The sequence below is a fragment of the Paenibacillus sp. GCM10012306 genome, assembly GCF_042649265.1.
GTDB lineage: Bacteria > Bacillota > Bacilli > Paenibacillales > Paenibacillaceae > Paenibacillus_AQ.
In genome coordinates this window covers 253,243-271,507 of record NZ_JBHRYW010000003.1, presented here as the reverse complement: position 1 = coordinate 271,507, position 18,265 = coordinate 253,243, and the positions used below count along the sequence as shown (strand labels likewise).

Below are 18,265 nucleotides of genomic sequence, written 5' to 3'. Positions count from 1 at the left end.
CAATCTCTCGACTGTTAAATCTTACCCTGATTATTGCTCATACACATTTTAGAATCGAAGTGTTCAAAAATCAAGGAATAACACCGCATTAAAATACTGTTTGGCCAGCGATTGGAAGTAACAGGTCTGTACAGAAATGGCGGCGACCAATAACGCATGCTGCACCATTTCCCGCTGGTTTCTACTTAAATGATTCAACCTTGTCAGGATGCCTTCCGTTGCTCTGGCGAGCGAGCTGTCCTTCCAAGTATTGTTGTGCAGATCCCGTCCCCCGATTCTTTGGGTATGCAGCACAGGGTTGCTCTTGATTTCCTCAAAAAGGCCAGCGTAGGAAGAGTACATCTGAGCAGGTTCAATGAGATCATCATCATCACGCTCCGGCATCAGAAAAAGCAGCTGAAAGAGCTGACGGATACTCTCAAAATCAAGTGCCGACTTCAAATCATCTATCATAAACAACAGCGCTGCCTGGTTAAATGAATACTTCTTCCCCGCTTTTGGAGATCCCAAATATTCCTTGAAGTCACGCTTCACCCAGTTCTGCATCGCTGTAACCGTAAGATTGGAATACTCAATCAGATGACCCAGTGCTGCGATCTCTCCAAGGGATAAGCCTTTAACAGTCCCTCCTTTGATGATCTTGTGCAGTATAGGCGGGATGTCGGTAGACAAAAAGGCCGGTAGCGTCGTGCCACTCCGGACCTCATCATGATGAAATTTAGTCCAGGCTTCCTGCAGGATACTCAGCGGTTTCTGCGGCGAAACACCTGTGAGCGAGAGCAAAAGACCGGACATTTCGATACGGGTCAATGTGAATGACTCCATGTCAGTATCCCTCCTTGTTTCCCTTCAAAAATAATGTAAATCACTTACATTTGATATTTCAGCGAAAAGTTCGTAAAATTGGTTCATAAGAACTCATAATATGAGTATAACCTATTTAAGGTGCGAAAGGGATGGTAAAGATTATATGGGTATAGGACTTAGTTTGACGTTGGTGGCTATTTTGATTATTTTCACCGCTTTTTTTGTAGCAACGGAATTTGCAATGGTAAGACTGAGAGGCAGCCAGATCAGCCAGATGGTGATTGAGGGACGCAAGAACGCTCTCGCCGTACAAAAGGTCGCTGCCAATCTTGACGGATATTTGTCCGCCTGTCAGCTCGGGATTACAATCACTGCACTCGGCATCGGGGCACTGGCAGAACCTGCTTTCGAGCATCTGCTGTTTCCGATATTCCACTGGATCGGTCTTAGTGAGAGTGTGAGTAAACCGCTTGCCTTTGCACTCGCCTTCCTGGTGGCGACATTCCTGCACGTCGTTGTCGGCGAACTTGCGCCAAAGACTGCTGCTATTAATGTTCCGGAGAAAATCGCTCAAATTACAGCCCCACTGATTATTTGGTTCTACAGAATTTTGTACCCGTTGATTTGGCTCATGAACGGTTCCGCCAATCTTCTGGTCCGTCTGTTCGGTATGAAGCCGGCCAGCGAGCATGGAGACGCCCATTCGGAGGAAGAGATTCGTCTAATTCTGTCCGAGAGCTACGAGAGTGGCAAGATCAACAAAGCGGAATACGGGTATGTTAACCGAATCTTTGCTTTTGACGAAATGTTAGCCCGTGAGATTATGGTTCCCCGGACAGATATGGTGTGCTTGTACACCAATCACTCCCTGCTGGAGAATTTGGATGTTATCCGTAAGGAACAGTATACCCGTTTTCCTGTAGCGGAAGGCAATAAAGACAATATTATCGGTATGATCAATACGAAGCAGCTTTTCTTGCAGTATGATAATAATCCTGACTTTGACTTTAAGAGCCTCATTCTGCCAGTGCTGACTGTATCCGAGGTCACCCCGGTCAAGACGCTTCTGACCCGTATGCAGGTCGAGCGTGTGCATATTGCCCTTCTGCTTGATGAATACGGCGGCACATCCGGACTGATCACGATCGAAGATATTCTTGAGGAAATTGTCGGGGAGATCCGCGATGAATTCGACGGTGACGAGCGTAAGAATGTGGAGAAGCTCGCTGACAATGACTACCTGTTCGACGGTAAGGTCTCTCTCCTGGAAGTACAACAGATTACGGGTCTCGACTTCGAGGATGAAGAAGTAACTACCATCGGAGGCTGGCTGTACAGTCACTTGAACGATCCCGCTGTTGGCAAAAGTGTGACCTTAGAACATGCGACCCTGATTGTACGGGAAATGAACCGTCACCGGATTCGCAAGGTGGAGATCCTCATTGAGACAACATCGACTGAGGGACAAGAGTCCTTATAATTTATGTGATTAACTATTAATGATATAAAAAAGGGTTGGGCAGATCATTCTTCTGCTCAACCCTTTTCCAATTACCGTTACAGCGCTACTATGCTCTCATTCAGGTACGCCTCTTCGTATCTACCTATGAGCTCTTGAGCTGCCTGATCCTATGTATGTATAACCGTTAATTTACATCATTAATTAAAAGCTTACTCATATAATATTCATCCACCCATTGCCCGTCCACTTTAAGCGATTTAAGCTTGGTTCCCTCAATGGAAAATCCACTCTTTTGATACAACGCCACCGCTTTGTCATTATGAGCCATTACGGTCAGTTCCAGTCGGACAATCCCGCTCTTCGCAGCCCAAGTATCCACTTCCCGGAATAAACCGCTCCCAATGCCGAGACCCTGATATTGCTGGAGTATACCGATGACAATATAAGCACTATGTCTGTTCCGCCTGACATTTCCCCCTCGAACAGACAGATAGCCAACCAGACTCCCCTCTGCCTCGGCTCCAATGAGTACTGAGGTACCTGAAGCTGCGACATCCCTCAGCATATCCGTCAGCTGATCTACCGTGGTCTTCCGTTCATCCGGCTCAAGCAGCATAAATGAAGATTCCTGATCCAGACGGTGTTGCAGATTCAGCAGCTCTTCGGCATCGTCAGGTTGTAATACTCTGAGTGTAACCACCATTTTTACTCACCTCTTAATTGAATAATCAACATCGACAGATCATCAAGACATTCCCGTCAGGATCTTTAAAGTTAAACCAGTGATCATGCTCAATGTCCGTCAATATTTCCGCTCCGCTGGATTTCACAAAATCATACGCTGCATCGATATCTTCCGTATTGAAATGAAAAGCGGGCACCTTAAATACAGATTCAGCTGTGTAAATCTTACTGTCCAGTACAATTCCCGGCCCCTGCATCGGAATGACATATAAATGGCCGAACAATACTTCACCATCAAGCGGCAGACCCAGCAGCGTGCAATACCATGTTTTGGCTCCTTCAATATCGCTTACCGGGATGAAAACCGCGCCAATCTGATTGAGAATCGGACTTGTCATAGGAAGTAAGCCTCCTCCTTGTAAATGACGGAATGTATATTGCCTATATATTACAATTCGTTAAAACACACCTTTTTCCTCCTGTGCTTAGTGAAGCTCTGTGGAGTTGTGTTATAATCTGGTCAACAACTTTCCATCATTAATCGTCAGGAGAATCACATTGGCCAATTTAAACTTAGGCAATCCTAAACTTACACCACCCAAAATATTATCACTCGGGTTTCTGCTGCTGATCGCAATAGGCACCACACTGCTATGCTTGCCAGCTTCATCGACCACAGGAAGAATCCACTTCATTGATGCCCTGTTCATGGCTACTTCTGCTACCTGTGTAACAGGACTAGCCGTGATCGATACAGGAACCCAGCTGACCTCGTTCGGGCAGATTGTTCTGCTGGTTCTGTTTCAATTCGGTGGATTGGGATTCGTTACGATGGCAACCCTCATTACGCTGGCACTGAATAAACGCATATCCCTGAAAGAACGGCTACTGCTGCAGGAATCCATGAACCAAAACTCCATGCAGGGTATTGTCCTGCTCATTCGCCGAGTCCTGCTCTATTCGCTCGTGATCCAGCTGTCCGGTGCTATTCTGCTGGCTGCTCGGTTTATGCTGGATATGCCGATAGGAAAAGCAGTGTATTACGGGATCTTCCATAGCATTTCGATCTTTAACAATGCAGGCTTTGATCTCTTCGGGGATATCCACGGTCCGTTCAGCGGACTGACCAGGTACGTAGAAGATCCTATAGTCAACATTATTTCGATGCTGCTTATTTTCCTGGGTGGGATTGGATTTATCGTCATGGCTGACGTAATAGACTTCCGCAAGCGCAGACGACTCACGCTGCACTCCAAGGTTGTACTGTCTACCTCTGCTGTGTTAATCGGACTCGGGGCAATTATCTTTTTTGCGCTGGAACTGAACCATACCCTGAAACCACTTCATGCAGGCGGGAAAGTGATGGCCTCATTTCTTCAGGCTGTAACACCACGTTCGGGCGGAGTAACGACCATCGAGATTCCGCTGATACGGGAATCCACACATTTTCTGCTGATTCTCCTCATGTTTATAGGCGCGGCTCCGGGATCAACGGGGGGAGGGATCAAGATTACGACATTTGCGATTCTTGTCAGTGCCGTATATGCTCGTTTGCGGGGAAAAGAAGATATCATTATGTTCCGTCACCGTATCTCCAAAGATAACGTTTACCGTGCGATTACCATGACGCTGTTATCTCTGATGCTGGTGGTGATGGCGACGATGCTGCTATCCGTGACAGAGCGAGCGAGCTTTCTGACAGTGCTCTTTGAGGCAGTATCGGCGTTTGGTACTTCCGGCATTACAATGGGCCTTACTCCTGAGCTCACCACGATCGGCAAAGTGCTCGTCATCATCCTGATGTTCGTTGGGCGGATTGGGCCACTCACGCTCGCTTACGCCTTGAAGCCGAAGAAGAGTAAAGAGCTGTACCGTTACCCTGAAGGCAATATTACGATTGGTTAGAAAATAGAAGTGCTAACTTGCGGATGCGGCGCAATAAGTATAAATAACTGCGCCTGCATCCAATTTATTGTCTTACCCTTCCTGTACTTCCTGAGCATCGATAGCAGCATCCAGCAGCTGGTTGAAGATTTCATCATCCTCTTCCAGCAAGGTGTCCGTCTGAAGGAACTGCTCCTCGCTTCCTGGCTCTCCGGCAAAGCTGAGGCTGTAATCCCACTCGCTCCCCTTCTTACTATAAAACGTAATTTCATACGGAGAAGTATGATTCTCTAATGTAAACACCGTTCTCCCTACAAAACTTCCATCCTCGTTGCGGCGCATTTCCGCGCTTACAATCTCAGCTGCCATCCTAATAAACACCCTTTCGAATAATTCTTGCTTCACTACACCAGTATATCATTGAAATGAAAGCAAATCCCGCCTTCCCTTAGCATAATTGACTTTTTTCATCCGGCGGTTAATAATTTAAGACAACCCTTGTAAAGCATTAGATTAAAGGTAAATGGAGGAAATCTACATGAGCGATTTTCAAACAAAGCTTAACAAATATGCCGAGCTTGCAGTTAAGATTGGCGTCAACATTCAACCAGGGCAAGCCTTGGTCATTAACGCTCCCATCAGCGCAGCAGAATTCGCCCGTCTCGTGGCTGAGAAAGCCTATGGAGTAGGTGCTAGTCTGGTTAAGGTCAACTGGAGCGATGAGAGCATTACCCGTCAGACTTTTGAACATGCTGCACCGGAGACCTTCACCAAGGCTCCAACCTGGTATGCCGGTGAAATGACCGAGTTCGCCGAGAACGGCGCAGCCGTGATGGCAGTCATCTCCGAGAACCCAGACGCGCTGAAGGGCATTGACCCGGAACGTATTGCTAATTTCCAAAAAACACGCGGCGCGGCACTGGCCAAATACCGTGCTTACCAGATGTCGGATAAGATTAGCTGGAATGTCATTGCTGTTCCTTCCCAGCCATGGGCAGACAAAGTGTTTCCTGAACTACCTGCGGAAGAACGCGTAGCACAGCTATGGGAAGCTATTTTCCATACAGTACGTATTGACCAGGAAGATCCGATTGCCGCTTGGCATGAGCATCTGGACAATCTGGAGAGCAAAGCAAATGTGCTAAACGCCAAAAAATATAAGAAACTGCATTACATAGCACCTGGTACCGATCTGACTATCGAACTTCCAAAAGGTCATCTTTGGGCACAGGGTGACAGCATTAACGCGAAGGGTCACAGCTTCGTTGCCAACCTACCTACCGAAGAGGTCTTCACAGCTCCGCTTAAGACCGGTGTGAACGGGGTCGTTAGCAGCACCAAACCGCTCAGCCACGGCGGCAATATTATTGACAACTTCTCCCTAACCTTTGAGAACGGCAAGATTGTTAGCGTAAGCGCGGAAAAGGGCCAAGATTCCCTGGAGCATCTAATCAGCATGGATGAAGGCGCCAAATATCTTGGAGAAGTGGCATTGGTTCCACATCACTCCCCTATTTCGGAATCCAACATTCTTTACTACAATACATTATTTGACGAGAATGCCTCCAACCACTTGGCTATCGGTATGGCCTATGCCTTCTGTCTCGAGGGCGGCAAAGAGATGGACGAAGAGCAGCAAATTGCCCATGGACTGAACTCCAGTGTTACGCATGTCGATTTCATGATCGGCTCTGGTGAGATGGACATTTATGGAATATCTGAAGATGGCACTCGGGAACCTGTATTCCTCAAAGGTAACTGGGCTTTTTAAGAGAAATTAAAGGATAAGGGGATAGGATGTCATGTTGAGTTTCAAACAAAAGCTGGAGAACTACGCGCTGCTAGCTGTAAAAATTGGGGTGAATATTCAGCCGGGACAGACACTGGTCGTCAATGCCGACATCACCTCGGCAGAATTAGTGCGCCTCGTCGTACGCAACGCTTATGAAGCTGGAGCCCAGTTGGTCAAAGTCAATTACAGTGACGAGGTCGTTACTCGTACCCGTTATGATCTGGCTCCAGCGGAATCTTTCCTATTGCCGCCGAAATGGCAAGCTGATGAGCTGGAGGATCTCGCCAAGAACGGTGCAGCGTTCCTGAATATCGTCTCTGTAGACCCAGATCTACTGGCTGGCGTAGACTCTGAGCGTATTGCCAACAACCAGCGGACGGCTGGACAGGCGATGGCAGCGTATCGTGAGATGCTGATGAACAATTTTGCAAGCTGGAGTATTGTGGCCTTCCCATCCCCTTCTTGGGCGGCGAAAGTCTTCCCTGATGCCCCTGCGGATCAGCAAGTCGACTTATTATGGGAAGCCTTCTTCAAAGCGGTGCGTGCCGATCAGGAGAATCCGGTTGAAGCATGGCGCCTGCATCTGGACGGCTTGAAGGAGCGTTGTACATTCCTCAATGATCGCAAGTTCCGCAAGCTGCACTACACTGCACACGGAACAGATCTAACCATCGAGCTGCCGGAAGGCCATATCTGGTGTCAGGCTGGCGCAGTAAATGGACGTGGAGTTCCGTTCCTGGCTAATATCCCTACAGAAGAGGTGTTCACTGCACCTTCGAAGAATGGCGTCAATGGTACTGTCAGCAGCACGAAGCCACTCAGCTACGGCGGCAATATTATTGACAATTTCACACTGACGCTCGAGAATGGCAAGGTAACTGATTTCAAGGCCGAAAAAGGTCAAGAAACGCTAGCTGCACTACTGGCAATGGATGAAGGTGCCTCCTACCTTGGTGAAGTTGCGCTTGTGCCTTTCCATTCTCCGATCTCGGAGAGCGGCATTCTGTATTACACGACTCTCTATGACGAGAATGCTTCCTGCCACCTAGCTTTGGGCGCAGCTTATGCATTTACGTTACAAGATGGAATCAAGATGACGAAGGAAGAGCTGGCTGCTAAAGGCATGAACCAAAGTCTAACCCACGTCGATTTCATGATGGGTTCACCGGAAATGAATATTGACGGAATTACGGATGACGGCAAGACCGAGCCAATTTTCCGCAATGGCAACTGGGCATAATCGCTTTTGCACAGGATAACAAAAGCCAGTCAGACACAAATTTGTGTCCGGCTGGCTTTTTTATTGTGCTTTTTCATCCTTAAACTGTGAATTAGGAATATCAATAGGCTCAATCTTAAGTTCAAAAGCTTGCCTTACGTGTGCCGGAGACCCCATTTATTCGCAGAAACCGCCCGGTGTCAAGCTCTTTTTTCGCTTAAATGTCCATAAATAACTCAAATTTAAATATTTGTTCAAATTATAGCCACATATTTGTTGAAATTAGTTCACAAATATGTCACAATACAGTTAAGGCTTCAACATCCAAGGAGGAGATTATCATGATGAGAGACCCGCTGTCTGAAGACTTCGAAGCGAAGGAACAAGAACAGGTCCTGGTTCAAGAATCTGTCGATCCACGTATCACTGCCTCCAATGCCATTAAGTATACGGCTTATGTTATGCTGTTGTTTGGGTTACTGTATTTCCTTGCAGCCTATTTGGGCCCTATGCTGTAATGAACTCGCCTTTACGTTTTTCTATAGAAAGCGCTTACGGCTAATAATGCTTCCGAAATGGAGCGTTACTAGCCGTTTTTTACGCATATGATGTACTCTTTGCGTCTTATACTTGTTTAAAGAAACTAAGCTCAGTAGACTGAGCAAATATAACTTTAGACCGGAACACATTTAACTAACGAGCAGTATTACTAATCCGACCCGTCCCACAATAAGAACGCCCTTCTTAGGAAACTCTAAAAGAAAACACACGCGGGGTGCTCTTGGTGGTTCTAAAAAAGCTGGTAGTAATTTTGTTCTTAACAACAATTCCATTGTTAAATCCTGCAATAACTTTTGCGAATATTGGATTAGATCAAATAAAAAGTGCAGCGGATTTTAAGCTATTCATCCCACGTAACTCCTTTGCAAATTGGAACCTTGAAATCAAGGAACCTTATCCTCTCGTTACCGACCGACTAATTACGAAGGTAAGACTCCATTACTTCGATAAATCCGGAAGCACGTATATGTTTGGAATTGAACAACATAAAGCGATAGGATACAAAAGTAAGCGATCTGAAACTACAATTGATGTTCATAGTAAAACAAGTACGACCAGAGATATAGAAGAAAACTTTAGATTTAATACAAATGGTGAGATTATTAAATTGAATGGAGTTGAAGCGAGGTTTAATTATGGAACACAAGGAAGATGTTTGCGATGGGTACAAGATGGTACTTACATAGAGATGGATAGTTTTCGATTGTCTAAGAAGCAAATGATTGTTTTAGCGAAATCAATGATTGAATAAGGGATTGAACTAACGGAGAACGTTAGTTCAATCCCCCAGATCAAGATTCATGCTTTCCTGGAATGTTCATTTGCCCGATCCCGGTGAGGAATGCAGCGATTAGGCGGGATAGACTAATGTTGGTATCTAGCGGCATCCCGAAGCCGCCCTCCTGCACGATAGAGGCAAAGCCATGCAGGATGCTGCGAAGGCCACGTACGGCATGCAACTCGCCTTCCTTACCCAGATTATAAACCTGTAACAGATTAATAATCTGGGACAAAATACGCTCACTGGCCGCCACAAGTTCGGCGTTGTTTGGATCCGGGGAGGACAGCGTCGTTTTGTACAACCCCGGGCGGCTTCTTGCAAACTCAACATAGGCGCGGCCCATCGCCTGGACCGCATCGTCACCGCTCAGCCCCTCCGCTGCAGAGGCTATCGCCGTATTCAGCTCTCCCAGTCCATAGATAGCCAACTGGGTGCGTAAACCCTGTAAACCATTGATATGATTATAAAGTGAAGGCGACCGCACACCCAGTTTGGCTGCCAGCCGTGCCAGTGTTACCTCTTCAATCCCTTCCTCATCGGCAATCTCTGCTGCCGCTCGTACAAGTATATCGACATCCAATCCTGCTCTTGGAGACATTCGCTTACCCCTTTCGTAATGACTTTTCTGCCCGAAGAATTGCCCGCTGAAGCCCACTAGCCGGTTCCTTTAACCAGTTACCATGCCCTGCAGCAATGAGAGTAGGCTTGAACTGTAACAGCTTGCGGGCACTCGAGAGTGCGATCTCCTTGTGCCAGGTTGCCAGCGCCGGGAACGGAAACAGTGGTACTACTGTTCCTGCTACCACAAATCCCCTGAACATCTGGACCGCATCGCCGACGATAACCGCACCGCTGCGCTGATCGATGAAAGACATTGAACCAGGAGTATGACCAGGTGTGCTGATTGCTTTTAGTGAGCCAATGGTATCCCCCTCCCGAAGCAGTACATCCGGTTTGGTGGTGATCTTCTTAGGTACACTTCCCTTGATCGGAGTCTGTGGCTCATCAGGCCGAAGTGAGCTGTCCCCTCGAAGCAAGTCTGCATCCCGCTCGGAGATATATACCTTTGCATCTGCATAATGCTTCGCTACCTCATCCAGCGCCCCGACATGGTCGTCATGGGCATGGGTCAATATAATGCGGTTGATCTTCTTCCCCAGTTTCTCTGCTGTGCCAATAATCCCTTTGGCGCTAAATGGCATTGCTGCATCAATAAGTGTCAACCCGTCTTCTTCTTCGACCAAATAGCAGTTTACCGGGAAAAAGGATGGCATCCAAGTCAGCTGAAGTAAATGTCCTTCTTGAAGTACTCTCATGTGTATTCCTCCTCAAAACTAATATCATTAGTTATAATATAAACTAATATGATTAGTTTTTCAAGGAGCAAGTAAAAATTCCCTATGGTTAGAGCATAACCTGTGTGAAGCGGCTTCCGCGAATGAGGCTTTGATGATTATGGAGAAGGACAAGTTAGCCAGTTTTCGCTCCCCTAGCAAGCTAACCGAGCATTATTAGATGAATTATATTGACAATATTTTGAATATCCTTTATATTTTTGATTGTCATGAATGTCAATGAAAAAGAGGGATGCACAACATGTCACCACGCACCAAAGCACAAAACGAAGAAATTCGTAAACAGCGGACACAAGAGATTTTGCAGGCAGCCATACACGTTTATGCAGAAAAAGGTTACGTGGCAGCTGAGATTGGTGAAGTAGCGGAACAGGCGGGTCTGGCGCGCGGACTTGTGTACCACTATTTCAAAAACAAGCAAATCTTGTTTCGTGAACTATACGAATACATGATGGATAGGACTCAACGATTTACACAGTCTCATTTCGAACAAGAAGGCTCATCCCTTGAACTGTTCAGTCAGTATGCACGGATAGTCTGCACGCAAGTCCTGGATGATCCTGCGGTCTCTCGCTTTTACATGCGAGTCAGCATGGATGTGCATTACTTTTATACGGATGAACCCTTCTCTCCTTTCGAATGGATGAAAAGCTTCCTACAACCGATGACCCAAGCCGTTGAGAAGGGTATCATCCAAAAGACGATTCGTCAGGGTAATGCCAGCCTTATGGCTATGCAATTCTGGGGCGCTATTTCACAAGGGATGAATTATTTAGACAAGCTACAGCAAGATCTTTTGGCACAAGGGTCTTTGGAGCTTACGATGAAAGAACAGCTGGAGATGCTATTGGAGCAAGTGATTGAGTCGGCTGTAGCGGTAGTGAGACCTCAGTAATTTTTTTGTCTTTATGATTGACATTCGTGATAGTCAAAAAAGGAGGAATCAAATGTCATTAGTAACAGTGAAACGACAGGATTTCGATTCATTGGATGATGAAAGACTCGGGTGGGTATGTATGGAGCCAACCCTCATGCAAATTCGTGGAAAAAACATGTCCGTGAAAACACAAGTGATATCTCAGCTCACGGAGGGACAACGGGCTTTGTGCATGTTTAGAGTATTGTACGATCACGCTAAAAACTCGGTGAGGGAGTATTATGCTTGGATCTCTTATTTGCTGGATACACCGGGTTATTGGTCTGGTGTGACAGGCGGCTTGCGTTTCTTCAGCGATACTTCCATGATCACTCTGCTTGAGGAAACTAAAGCGGTTCTCGAAGCAAGAAATACCACGCTAGGTGTCCAATGGAGTGATGCTACTTTTAAAGACTTGGATCAAGATCATGAGTTGTTAGCCACTGTTACTCTTCTGTTTGAGCGCTTCCTAGAGTTGTCCCAAGGTAGTCTACAACAAATTAGCGCATATATTCGCTTCAACCCGCAGGAATTTGTAATAATAGAAAACTAGAACTCCCACATTCATATGGCCTAGGCAAAATAGAAAATAAAGAACCCCCTGTCTGTTTTCAGGGGGTTAACGTTGAACTGATCAATCAATACAATGAATATAGAACGCAATACAGAACGCAATACAAATCAAACATACCCAAGAAAAGAGAGTGCTTGTTTAAAAAGGATCGAACTAAAATTAACGGCATTTTCGTACCTTAAATCCTCTGCAGCTAAGGGTTATTGAAGATTAAGTGCAATTTTGTACCTTAAATCTTCCAGAATAGCCCATTCGGCATGCTTTTTCGAAAATTAAGATACAATAATGCCCTTATTTCCCTCATTTGCCTATATCAAAGAAAAATAAGGTACAAAAATGCCGTTAGTTGGGGATGTGACCCCTCTTTTCTACTATTAAAACAACTGGTGAAGGGGAATATACCGCTATTGGTTGCAGTCTGTCGACAGTCTATGTTCCGATGCCAGCTTTCCTATGGAAAGCTTTCGGACGAGCACTCTGCGCCTATAGCTTCAAACTCCCCCGTTCGCTTATCTTCGCTCTTATTAATTTCTTTTGTTCGGGTTATACAGCGTGAACTCGGATGATTAATTCACTTCTCTTAACACAATTTTCTACTCCAGACTTCTTCTACTCCAGGCTTCCACTCTCTGGATAGCTGTCAACCACCTGCAGCAGCTCTACTGCCTCGGTCCGTGGGCGGCTGGCTGGCACGACTTCCGGATAACCGGCGTGAACCATTGCTACGATCTTCTCCCCCGGCTTCACGCCAAGCTTACTCCGAAACTCAGGTGCGTAGATGTAAGGATCGGTCTTCCAGATCGTGCCGACGCCTTTCTCCCACGCCGCCAGCTGGAAGTTCTGTACTAAGGCAGAGACTGCGGCATAATCCTCATCCCATTCCCGCTGGCGCGGGTCCTCGGGCATCACCACAATTAAGGTAAGTGGGATATTTGAGAGGTATTCTTTACGTCTAGCCGCAAAGTCAGGATCGGCCGCACCACGCTTGATCAAAGAAAAAGCTGCATCGCCGAGAAATTTCGCCCCTTCTCCCTTAAAAGCGATGAAGCGCCATGGCTCACGCAGTCCGTGGTTTGGAGCCCAAACCGCAACATTCAGCAGTTCTTCGAGCAGCCCCTCCGGCAGCGGGTCAGGCTTAAATTGTTTGATAGAACGACGTTCCTTGATTGTGTCAGCAATGCTATTTGCAGATGAAGATTGTGAATTTGTCATGAATAGTTCCTCCCAGTATAAAATTATCATTGAGAATCATTATCAACAATCATACATGATCTTTACTTGCTTTGCAAATAACCTCGCCTGATGCCATCTCTCTTAACGGTATAACAAAAAACACCGCTCAGACAGAGCAGTGTTTTCCGCTTGATCATTTTGATCATAATCAGCCGAAACGGCCCATTATGTATTCCTGTGTCATTTGATTCTCAGGGTTGGAGAAGACCTTCTCCGTCTTGTCATGCTCCACCAAAGAACCGAGGTAGAAGTAAGCGGTAAAGTCGGAAATACGAGCGGCTTGCTGCATGTTGTGGGTAACGATAACAATTCGCAGGTCCTCTCTTAACTCTTTGATCAATTCCTCAACCTTACCTGTGGATACCGGGTCCAATGCAGAAGCCGGCTCATCCAGCAGCAAAATTTGCGGATTAACAGACAACGCACGTGCGATACACAAACGCTGCTGTTGTCCACCCGACAATGCCAGGGCCGAATCCTTCAGACGATCTTTTACTTCGTCCCACAGTGCGGCACGACGCAAACTGCTCTCTACAATCTCATCCAATGCCTGTTTACCTTTGATTCCATGATACTTTGGTCCGAAGGCAATATTGTCATAGATGGATTTGTAGAATGGATTAGGCTTCTGCCATACCATCCCAATTTTTTGACGCAGCTTGATTACATCTGTACCTGGGGCGTTGATATCTACGCCGTCAATCCAAATGCTGCCTTTGGATGTGGAACCCGAAATCTCGTCATTCATCCGGTTGAGCGAACGAAGAAAGGTGGATTTACCGCAGCCCGAAGGACCGATGAGTGCAGTTACTGTGTTTTCCGGGAAAGGTAGGCTGATTCCTTTAACAGCTTCATAAGACCCATAGAAAATACTCAAATTTTCGGTCTGAAAAGAATTTTTAGTTGCGGTTGCTGTTGCTCCCATCGCTTACTCCTCCTACTATTCTCTGATCTAATTGGTGTACCTGCTAGTTCATACGCTTAGAAGCTGTGAGTTTACGGTAAATAAAGCGGCCGAAGTAACGCGCGGCCAGGTTAAAGATTAATACAGTAATGACCAGCACAGCCGAAGCTCCGGCAGCGATTTGTACCGCATCTGGAGCCAAGCCTTCACTATTTATTTTCCAGATGTGTACCGCAAGTGTCTCAGCGGGCCGGAACGGATTTAGCGGTGAAGACGTGCTGAGTGGGTTCCAGTTCCCGAAATCAAGACGTGGACTGCTCATCCCTGCGGTAAACATCAGTGCTGCTGCTTCCCCGAACACCCGGCCTGCCGATAGGATCGTTCCTGTAATGATTGTTGGCAAAGCTACAGGGAACAGGACTGAGGTTACGATTTTCCACTTGGACAATCCAAGAGCAAACCCAGCTTCTTTCTGCTGCTTCGGAACTGTTCGGAAGGCCTGCTCCGTTATCCGCACCATCAGCGGCAGATTGAATACCGTCAATGCCAGTGCACCAGATATTAGAGAGAATCCGAGATTGAAATAGTTCACGATCAACAAGAGTCCGAACAAACCGACTACGATCGACGGGAATGAGGACAGAACCTCTACGATCAAGCGGATGAATGCGGTAAGCTTGCCGGGACGTGCATACTCGGCCATAAAAATTCCGGCACCCAGACCTAGCGGTACTGTAATCAGAAGGGTCAGGAACAGCAAGAATATGGAGTTGAACAGCTGTGGCCCGACTCCTCCGCCTGCTCGGATCTTCTGAGGTGCGGAGGTCAGGAAGTCCCAACTGATATGACTGATTCCGCGCATCAGAATGTAACCTAACAGTCCAACCAAGATGCCTACAATAAGTAGAGCGAAAAACACAATAAGCGTGGTAGCGATTTTGTCAGCGGTTCTCGGCTTCAAATTTTATTTCTCCTTTCAAGCAGTCTTACGAGGAAGACGAATACAAATGTCATCAGCATAAGAACCAGCGCCATACTCCACAACGCATTATTGTGCGGCGAGCCCATAGTGGTATTGCCCATTCCCAGTGTAATGACACTCGTCAGGGTAGAAGCCGATTCGAATAGCGAGCGCGGAACGAATGGTGCGTTACCAATAACCATTTGTACAGCAAGGGCCTCACCAAAGGCGCGGGCCATCCCGAGTACTACACCTGTCATAATCGCGGGCAGGGTTGTAGGAATGATGACGCGAGAAATCGTCTGCCACCGGGTAGCTCCAAGCGCAAACGAAGATTCCTTCAAATTTTGCGGCAAAGAAGACAATGCATCTGCAGCCACGCTCGTAATCGTCGGTAGAATCATAACCGATAAGACAAGTGCGCCTGCAGCCACCCCGATGCCCTGACCCGGAAAGATATTGCGAAGCAGTGGCACAATCACGCTTAAGCCCACAAAGCCGTATACAACGGAAGGAATACCAGACAACAGCTCAATAACTGGTTGAAGCAGCTTTTTCCCCCACCCTGGAACGATTTCAGTCATAAACAATGCCGCACAAATGCTAAGCGGGCTAGCAATCAGTGCTGCGAGTAGAGTAACTAGGAAGGACCCGGAAATAAACGGAAGTGCACCAAAGGATGGTGAATCCCCGTCCGGCGACCATTTGGTACCAAAGAAGAACTCGGATACGCTTGTAGTCCCACTAATAAAGGTGGACAGGCCTTTTGACGCTACAAAATACACCATTGATACAATGATGACAATTAATAGCGTTACGCAAAAGGACATATAAGTGCGCCCAATGAAATCCTCTATATGATGTTTTTCAATACGAGATTTGTTTGCTTTCACCTTGAAATGCTCCCTCTTTCTAAAGTGAAAAGAGAGGCAGAAGGATTTCCGCCTCTAATCACATTGAATTTCTACTGAAGAATGCTTGATCGTGATGTTTATTTAGTCGTTACGTTACCTTTGACATCACGTACAACTTGCATTTTGGAAGCTGGGATATATCCAAGCTCTACCACATCGCCGTTTTGCACGTCGTCAGTCAAGAAGTAATCAAGGAAAGCTTTAACAGTTTCGTTCGGCTCACCATTAGTGTACATGTGCTCGTAAGCCCATACTGGGTATTTACCAGCAATAACGTTGTCTACAGATGGTTCTACACCGTCATAGCTAAGAGTTGTCAAAGAATCATCAAGGTAGGAAAGTGCAAGGTATCCGATCGCTCCTGGTGTTTCGCTAACAAGCTTCTTAACTGTACCGGAGGAATCTTCTTGAATAGAACCTTGCAGGTCTTCAGTCTTCGTGCCCAGTGCGAAGTTCTCGAAAGTCGCACGTGTTCCGGAGCTGCCTGGACGGTTGATAATTTGGATCTTCTCGTCTTTACCGCCAAGATCTTTCCAGTTCGTTACTTTGCCAGTGAAGATGTCAACCAATTGTTGCTTGGTCAAATCTTTAACACCAACATCTTTGTTCGTAACAGCAGCAATCGCAACTACAGCTACTTGATGGTCAACGAGAGCTGCTGCTTTATCAGCGTCAGCGTCTTTCAGCTTCTCTTCAGCGAATACGTCGGAGTTACCGATATCAACTTGCTTCTCAGCAACTTGAGTCAAGCCTGTACCGCTACCGCCGCCTTGTACTTGAATGTCTACGCCTTTGTTGCTCTCCATGAACTTCTCTGCAACTTGCTCAACGAGCGGCTGCAATGCTGTGGAGCCGGATGCCAGTACAGAACCTTTTAATTCGGCGCCGCTAGTTTCAGTTGGTGCGTTTGTTGCTGAAGTGTTGCCTCCACCATTATTGGTTGTTGCATTATTTGCTCCGCAAGCCGAAAGTGCCAGTACGCTAGTTAAAGCCAGTGTCATGATCCAAGATTTTCTAAATTGCATTGTTGTTTGTCTCCCCCTAAAGTTGTTGTGGAGCAGTTGCTCCCACACGCTTGACCACCACAAAATGCAGTGAAAGCTGACTCTTGTTGTATTGCCTTGGCAACATTGTGTCGCTTTGACTCTTCCTATTCTAGGGCTCGTTCGTTAGAGAAAGGTCCTCGTTGTGTAAAATCAAAGATAAAAATAACAATATAATTTGTATACCTGTATAGAATTATTCTATAATGAAGAAACAACAGCTTAATATTCACCGTTTTTAACAACATTTTCTCGGGGGAACATCATGAATATTATGAAACTCCACATCGTAGTGTTAATTGAAAAATACAAAAAGGTTACAGAGGTTGCCGCCGAGCTTGGGGTCAAACAGCCCACCGTTTCCTTTCATATGAAGAATCTCGAAACTGAACTTGGTACTCCATTGTTTCAATATCGCAGTGGTCGCGTGCTGCTGACAGAAGCAGGCCGTACCTTGTACCAATACGCGGTGAAAATCGTAGCCCTTGCTGCTGATGCCGAGCGCAGTGTCAAACAGTTCTCCTCACCCTCGCAAGGACAGTTAAAACTGGAGTCCAGCTATATTCCTGGCAGCTATGTTCTTCCAAAAGCTATGTCACAGCTCATGGTGGACTTTCCTGGTATAGAGTTATCCATGTCTGTACATGCAGACCGGGAACTGCGAGAACGGCTACGGGTCCGCGAAACACCATTGGCGCTGCTGCACACCAGTGAATGGAATGATGATACCTTTCATTTTCAGCGAATCGAACAAGACGAGCCTGTGTTGATTTTTGCACCGGGACATCCTTTCGAAGAAAATCCGGAGCTGACTGCAGAGCTAGCCGTACGCGAACCTTGGGTACAGCATGCAGCCGGTTCCGCTTTGCGCGGGATCGCTGACAAATGGGCACAGCTCAATAGCGTGCGTCTGTGGAACCGTACCGTACTGGATTCACCAGAGCTTATTAAAGACCTGGTCAGCGAAGCAGGTGGCGTCGCAATCTATTCCAAAAAAGGAATTGAAGCCGATGTCGCACAGAACCGCTTGCGCTACGCTCCCCTGCCGGGCATTCAACCGGAAAGCGGCGGTTTTTTTGTCGCCTGGCGCAAGGATCATTTGCTGACTCCGCTGGAACAAGCAGTTCTGGACTATTTTGCGCAGAGGTCGGGACAATAATACAAAAAAAGGGTCC

The 18,265-nt window shown here is 46.7% G+C and carries 21 protein-coding genes; 9 read left to right on the top strand and 12 right to left on the bottom strand.

Annotated elements, in window-relative coordinates; translation table 11 throughout:
* Positions 1–63: 63 nt before the first annotated feature.
* Positions 64–825 carry a DUF1836 domain-containing protein gene (locus tag ACFORK_RS08555; protein ID WP_379197679.1) on the bottom strand — a complete coding sequence of 254 codons (762 nt, stop codon included), beginning with the start codon at positions 823–825 and terminating at the stop codon, positions 64–66.
* Between the two features lie 145 nt (positions 826–970).
* Between ACFORK_RS08555 and ACFORK_RS08550 the strand changes: the two genes are divergently transcribed.
* Complete coding sequence (locus tag ACFORK_RS08550) at positions 971–2,287, top strand: hemolysin family protein (protein WP_379197677.1); 1,317 nt, start codon at positions 971–973, stop codon at positions 2,285–2,287.
* 166 nt (positions 2,288–2,453) lie between these two features.
* On the opposite strand, the gene ACFORK_RS08545 is transcribed toward ACFORK_RS08550, so the two are convergent.
* The 3 genes from ACFORK_RS08545 to ACFORK_RS08535 form a co-directional block, all read right to left on the bottom strand.
* Positions 2,454–2,972: a GNAT family N-acetyltransferase gene (locus ACFORK_RS08545; RefSeq protein ID WP_379197675.1), complete on the bottom strand. Its 519-nt coding sequence runs from the start codon at positions 2,970–2,972 to the stop codon at positions 2,454–2,456.
* A 25-nt stretch (positions 2,973–2,997) separates the two neighbouring features.
* Positions 2,998–3,351 carry a VOC family protein gene (locus tag ACFORK_RS08540; protein WP_379197673.1) on the bottom strand — a complete coding sequence of 118 codons (354 nt, stop codon included), beginning with the start codon at positions 3,349–3,351 and terminating at the stop codon, positions 2,998–3,000.
* Positions 3,352–3,462: 111 nt separating this feature from the next.
* Positions 3,463–3,663, bottom strand: coding sequence for a hypothetical protein (locus ACFORK_RS08535; protein WP_379198614.1), 201 nt, complete (start codon positions 3,661–3,663; stop codon positions 3,463–3,465).
* On the opposite strand from ACFORK_RS08535, the gene ACFORK_RS08530 reads away from it, so the two are divergent.
* Complete coding sequence (locus ACFORK_RS08530; protein ID WP_379198556.1) at positions 3,575–4,858, top strand: TrkH family potassium uptake protein; 1,284 nt, start codon at positions 3,575–3,577, stop codon at positions 4,856–4,858. The two genes, ACFORK_RS08535 and ACFORK_RS08530, sit on opposite strands and share 89 nt — an antisense overlap.
* A 72-nt stretch (positions 4,859–4,930) precedes the next feature.
* On the opposite strand, the gene ACFORK_RS08525 is transcribed toward ACFORK_RS08530, so the two are convergent.
* The gene (locus ACFORK_RS08525) at positions 4,931–5,206 is read right to left on the bottom strand and encodes a hypothetical protein (RefSeq protein ID WP_379197671.1); all 276 of its coding nucleotides are present in this window, start codon (positions 5,204–5,206) and stop codon (positions 4,931–4,933) included.
* A 169-nt stretch (positions 5,207–5,375) separates the two neighbouring features.
* Here ACFORK_RS08525 and ACFORK_RS08520 point away from each other — a divergent pair, with 169 nt between their 5' ends.
* From ACFORK_RS08520 to ACFORK_RS08505, 4 genes are all read left to right on the top strand, one after another.
* Complete coding sequence (locus tag ACFORK_RS08520) at positions 5,376–6,608, top strand: aminopeptidase (RefSeq protein WP_379197669.1); 1,233 nt, start codon at positions 5,376–5,378, stop codon at positions 6,606–6,608.
* Positions 6,609–6,639: 31 nt separating this feature from the next.
* Positions 6,640–7,869, top strand: coding sequence for an aminopeptidase (locus ACFORK_RS08515; RefSeq protein ID WP_379197667.1), 1,230 nt, complete (start codon positions 6,640–6,642; stop codon positions 7,867–7,869).
* 320 nt (positions 7,870–8,189) lie between these two features.
* Positions 8,190–8,366 (top strand): hypothetical protein, encoded by a 177-nt coding sequence (locus ACFORK_RS08510; protein WP_379197665.1) that lies wholly within the window; start codon positions 8,190–8,192, stop codon positions 8,364–8,366.
* A 266-nt stretch (positions 8,367–8,632) separates the two neighbouring features.
* Positions 8,633–9,160, top strand: coding sequence for a hypothetical protein (locus ACFORK_RS08505; RefSeq protein WP_379197663.1), 528 nt, complete (start codon positions 8,633–8,635; stop codon positions 9,158–9,160).
* 40 nt (positions 9,161–9,200) lie between these two features.
* Here the strand turns inward: ACFORK_RS08505 and ACFORK_RS08500 are convergent, their stop codons facing one another.
* Positions 9,201–9,788 (bottom strand): TetR/AcrR family transcriptional regulator, encoded by a 588-nt coding sequence (locus ACFORK_RS08500; protein WP_379197661.1) that lies wholly within the window; start codon positions 9,786–9,788, stop codon positions 9,201–9,203.
* Positions 9,789–9,792: 4 nt separating this feature from the next.
* Positions 9,793–10,506, bottom strand: a complete 714-nt coding sequence (locus tag ACFORK_RS08495; protein ID WP_379197659.1) for an MBL fold metallo-hydrolase — start codon at positions 10,504–10,506, stop codon at positions 9,793–9,795.
* 280 nt (positions 10,507–10,786) lie between these two features.
* Between ACFORK_RS08495 and ACFORK_RS08490 the strand changes: the two genes are divergently transcribed.
* Positions 10,787–11,440, top strand: coding sequence for a TetR/AcrR family transcriptional regulator (locus ACFORK_RS08490; RefSeq protein ID WP_379197657.1), 654 nt, complete (start codon positions 10,787–10,789; stop codon positions 11,438–11,440).
* Positions 11,441–11,492: 52 nt separating this feature from the next.
* Positions 11,493–12,014 carry a hypothetical protein gene (locus ACFORK_RS08485; RefSeq protein ID WP_379197655.1) on the top strand — a complete coding sequence of 174 codons (522 nt, stop codon included), beginning with the start codon at positions 11,493–11,495 and terminating at the stop codon, positions 12,012–12,014.
* A gap of 630 nt (positions 12,015–12,644) precedes the next feature.
* On the opposite strand, the gene ACFORK_RS08480 is transcribed toward ACFORK_RS08485, so the two are convergent.
* From ACFORK_RS08480 to ACFORK_RS08460, 5 genes are all read right to left on the bottom strand, one after another.
* Positions 12,645–13,247 carry a nitroreductase family protein gene (locus ACFORK_RS08480; RefSeq protein WP_379197653.1) on the bottom strand — a complete coding sequence of 201 codons (603 nt, stop codon included), beginning with the start codon at positions 13,245–13,247 and terminating at the stop codon, positions 12,645–12,647.
* Positions 13,248–13,416: 169 nt separating this feature from the next.
* Positions 13,417–14,193 carry a phosphate ABC transporter ATP-binding protein PstB gene (gene pstB / locus ACFORK_RS08475; protein WP_379197651.1) on the bottom strand — a complete coding sequence of 259 codons (777 nt, stop codon included), beginning with the start codon at positions 14,191–14,193 and terminating at the stop codon, positions 13,417–13,419.
* Positions 14,194–14,236: 43 nt separating this feature from the next.
* Complete coding sequence (gene pstA / locus ACFORK_RS08470; protein ID WP_379197649.1) at positions 14,237–15,133, bottom strand: phosphate ABC transporter permease PstA; 897 nt, start codon at positions 15,131–15,133, stop codon at positions 14,237–14,239.
* Positions 15,130–16,026, bottom strand: coding sequence for a phosphate ABC transporter permease subunit PstC (gene pstC, locus ACFORK_RS08465; protein WP_379197647.1), 897 nt, complete (start codon positions 16,024–16,026; stop codon positions 15,130–15,132). Before pstC ends, pstA begins: the two co-directional genes overlap by 4 nt.
* Positions 16,027–16,124: 98 nt before the next feature.
* Positions 16,125–17,072 carry a phosphate ABC transporter substrate-binding protein PstS family protein gene (locus ACFORK_RS08460; protein ID WP_379197645.1) on the bottom strand — a complete coding sequence of 316 codons (948 nt, stop codon included), beginning with the start codon at positions 17,070–17,072 and terminating at the stop codon, positions 16,125–16,127.
* 283 nt (positions 17,073–17,355) lie between these two features.
* Here ACFORK_RS08460 and ACFORK_RS08455 point away from each other — a divergent pair, with 283 nt between their 5' ends.
* The gene (locus ACFORK_RS08455; RefSeq protein WP_379197643.1) at positions 17,356–18,249 is read left to right on the top strand and encodes a LysR family transcriptional regulator; all 894 of its coding nucleotides are present in this window, start codon (positions 17,356–17,358) and stop codon (positions 18,247–18,249) included.
* Positions 18,250–18,265 lie beyond the last annotated feature (16 nt).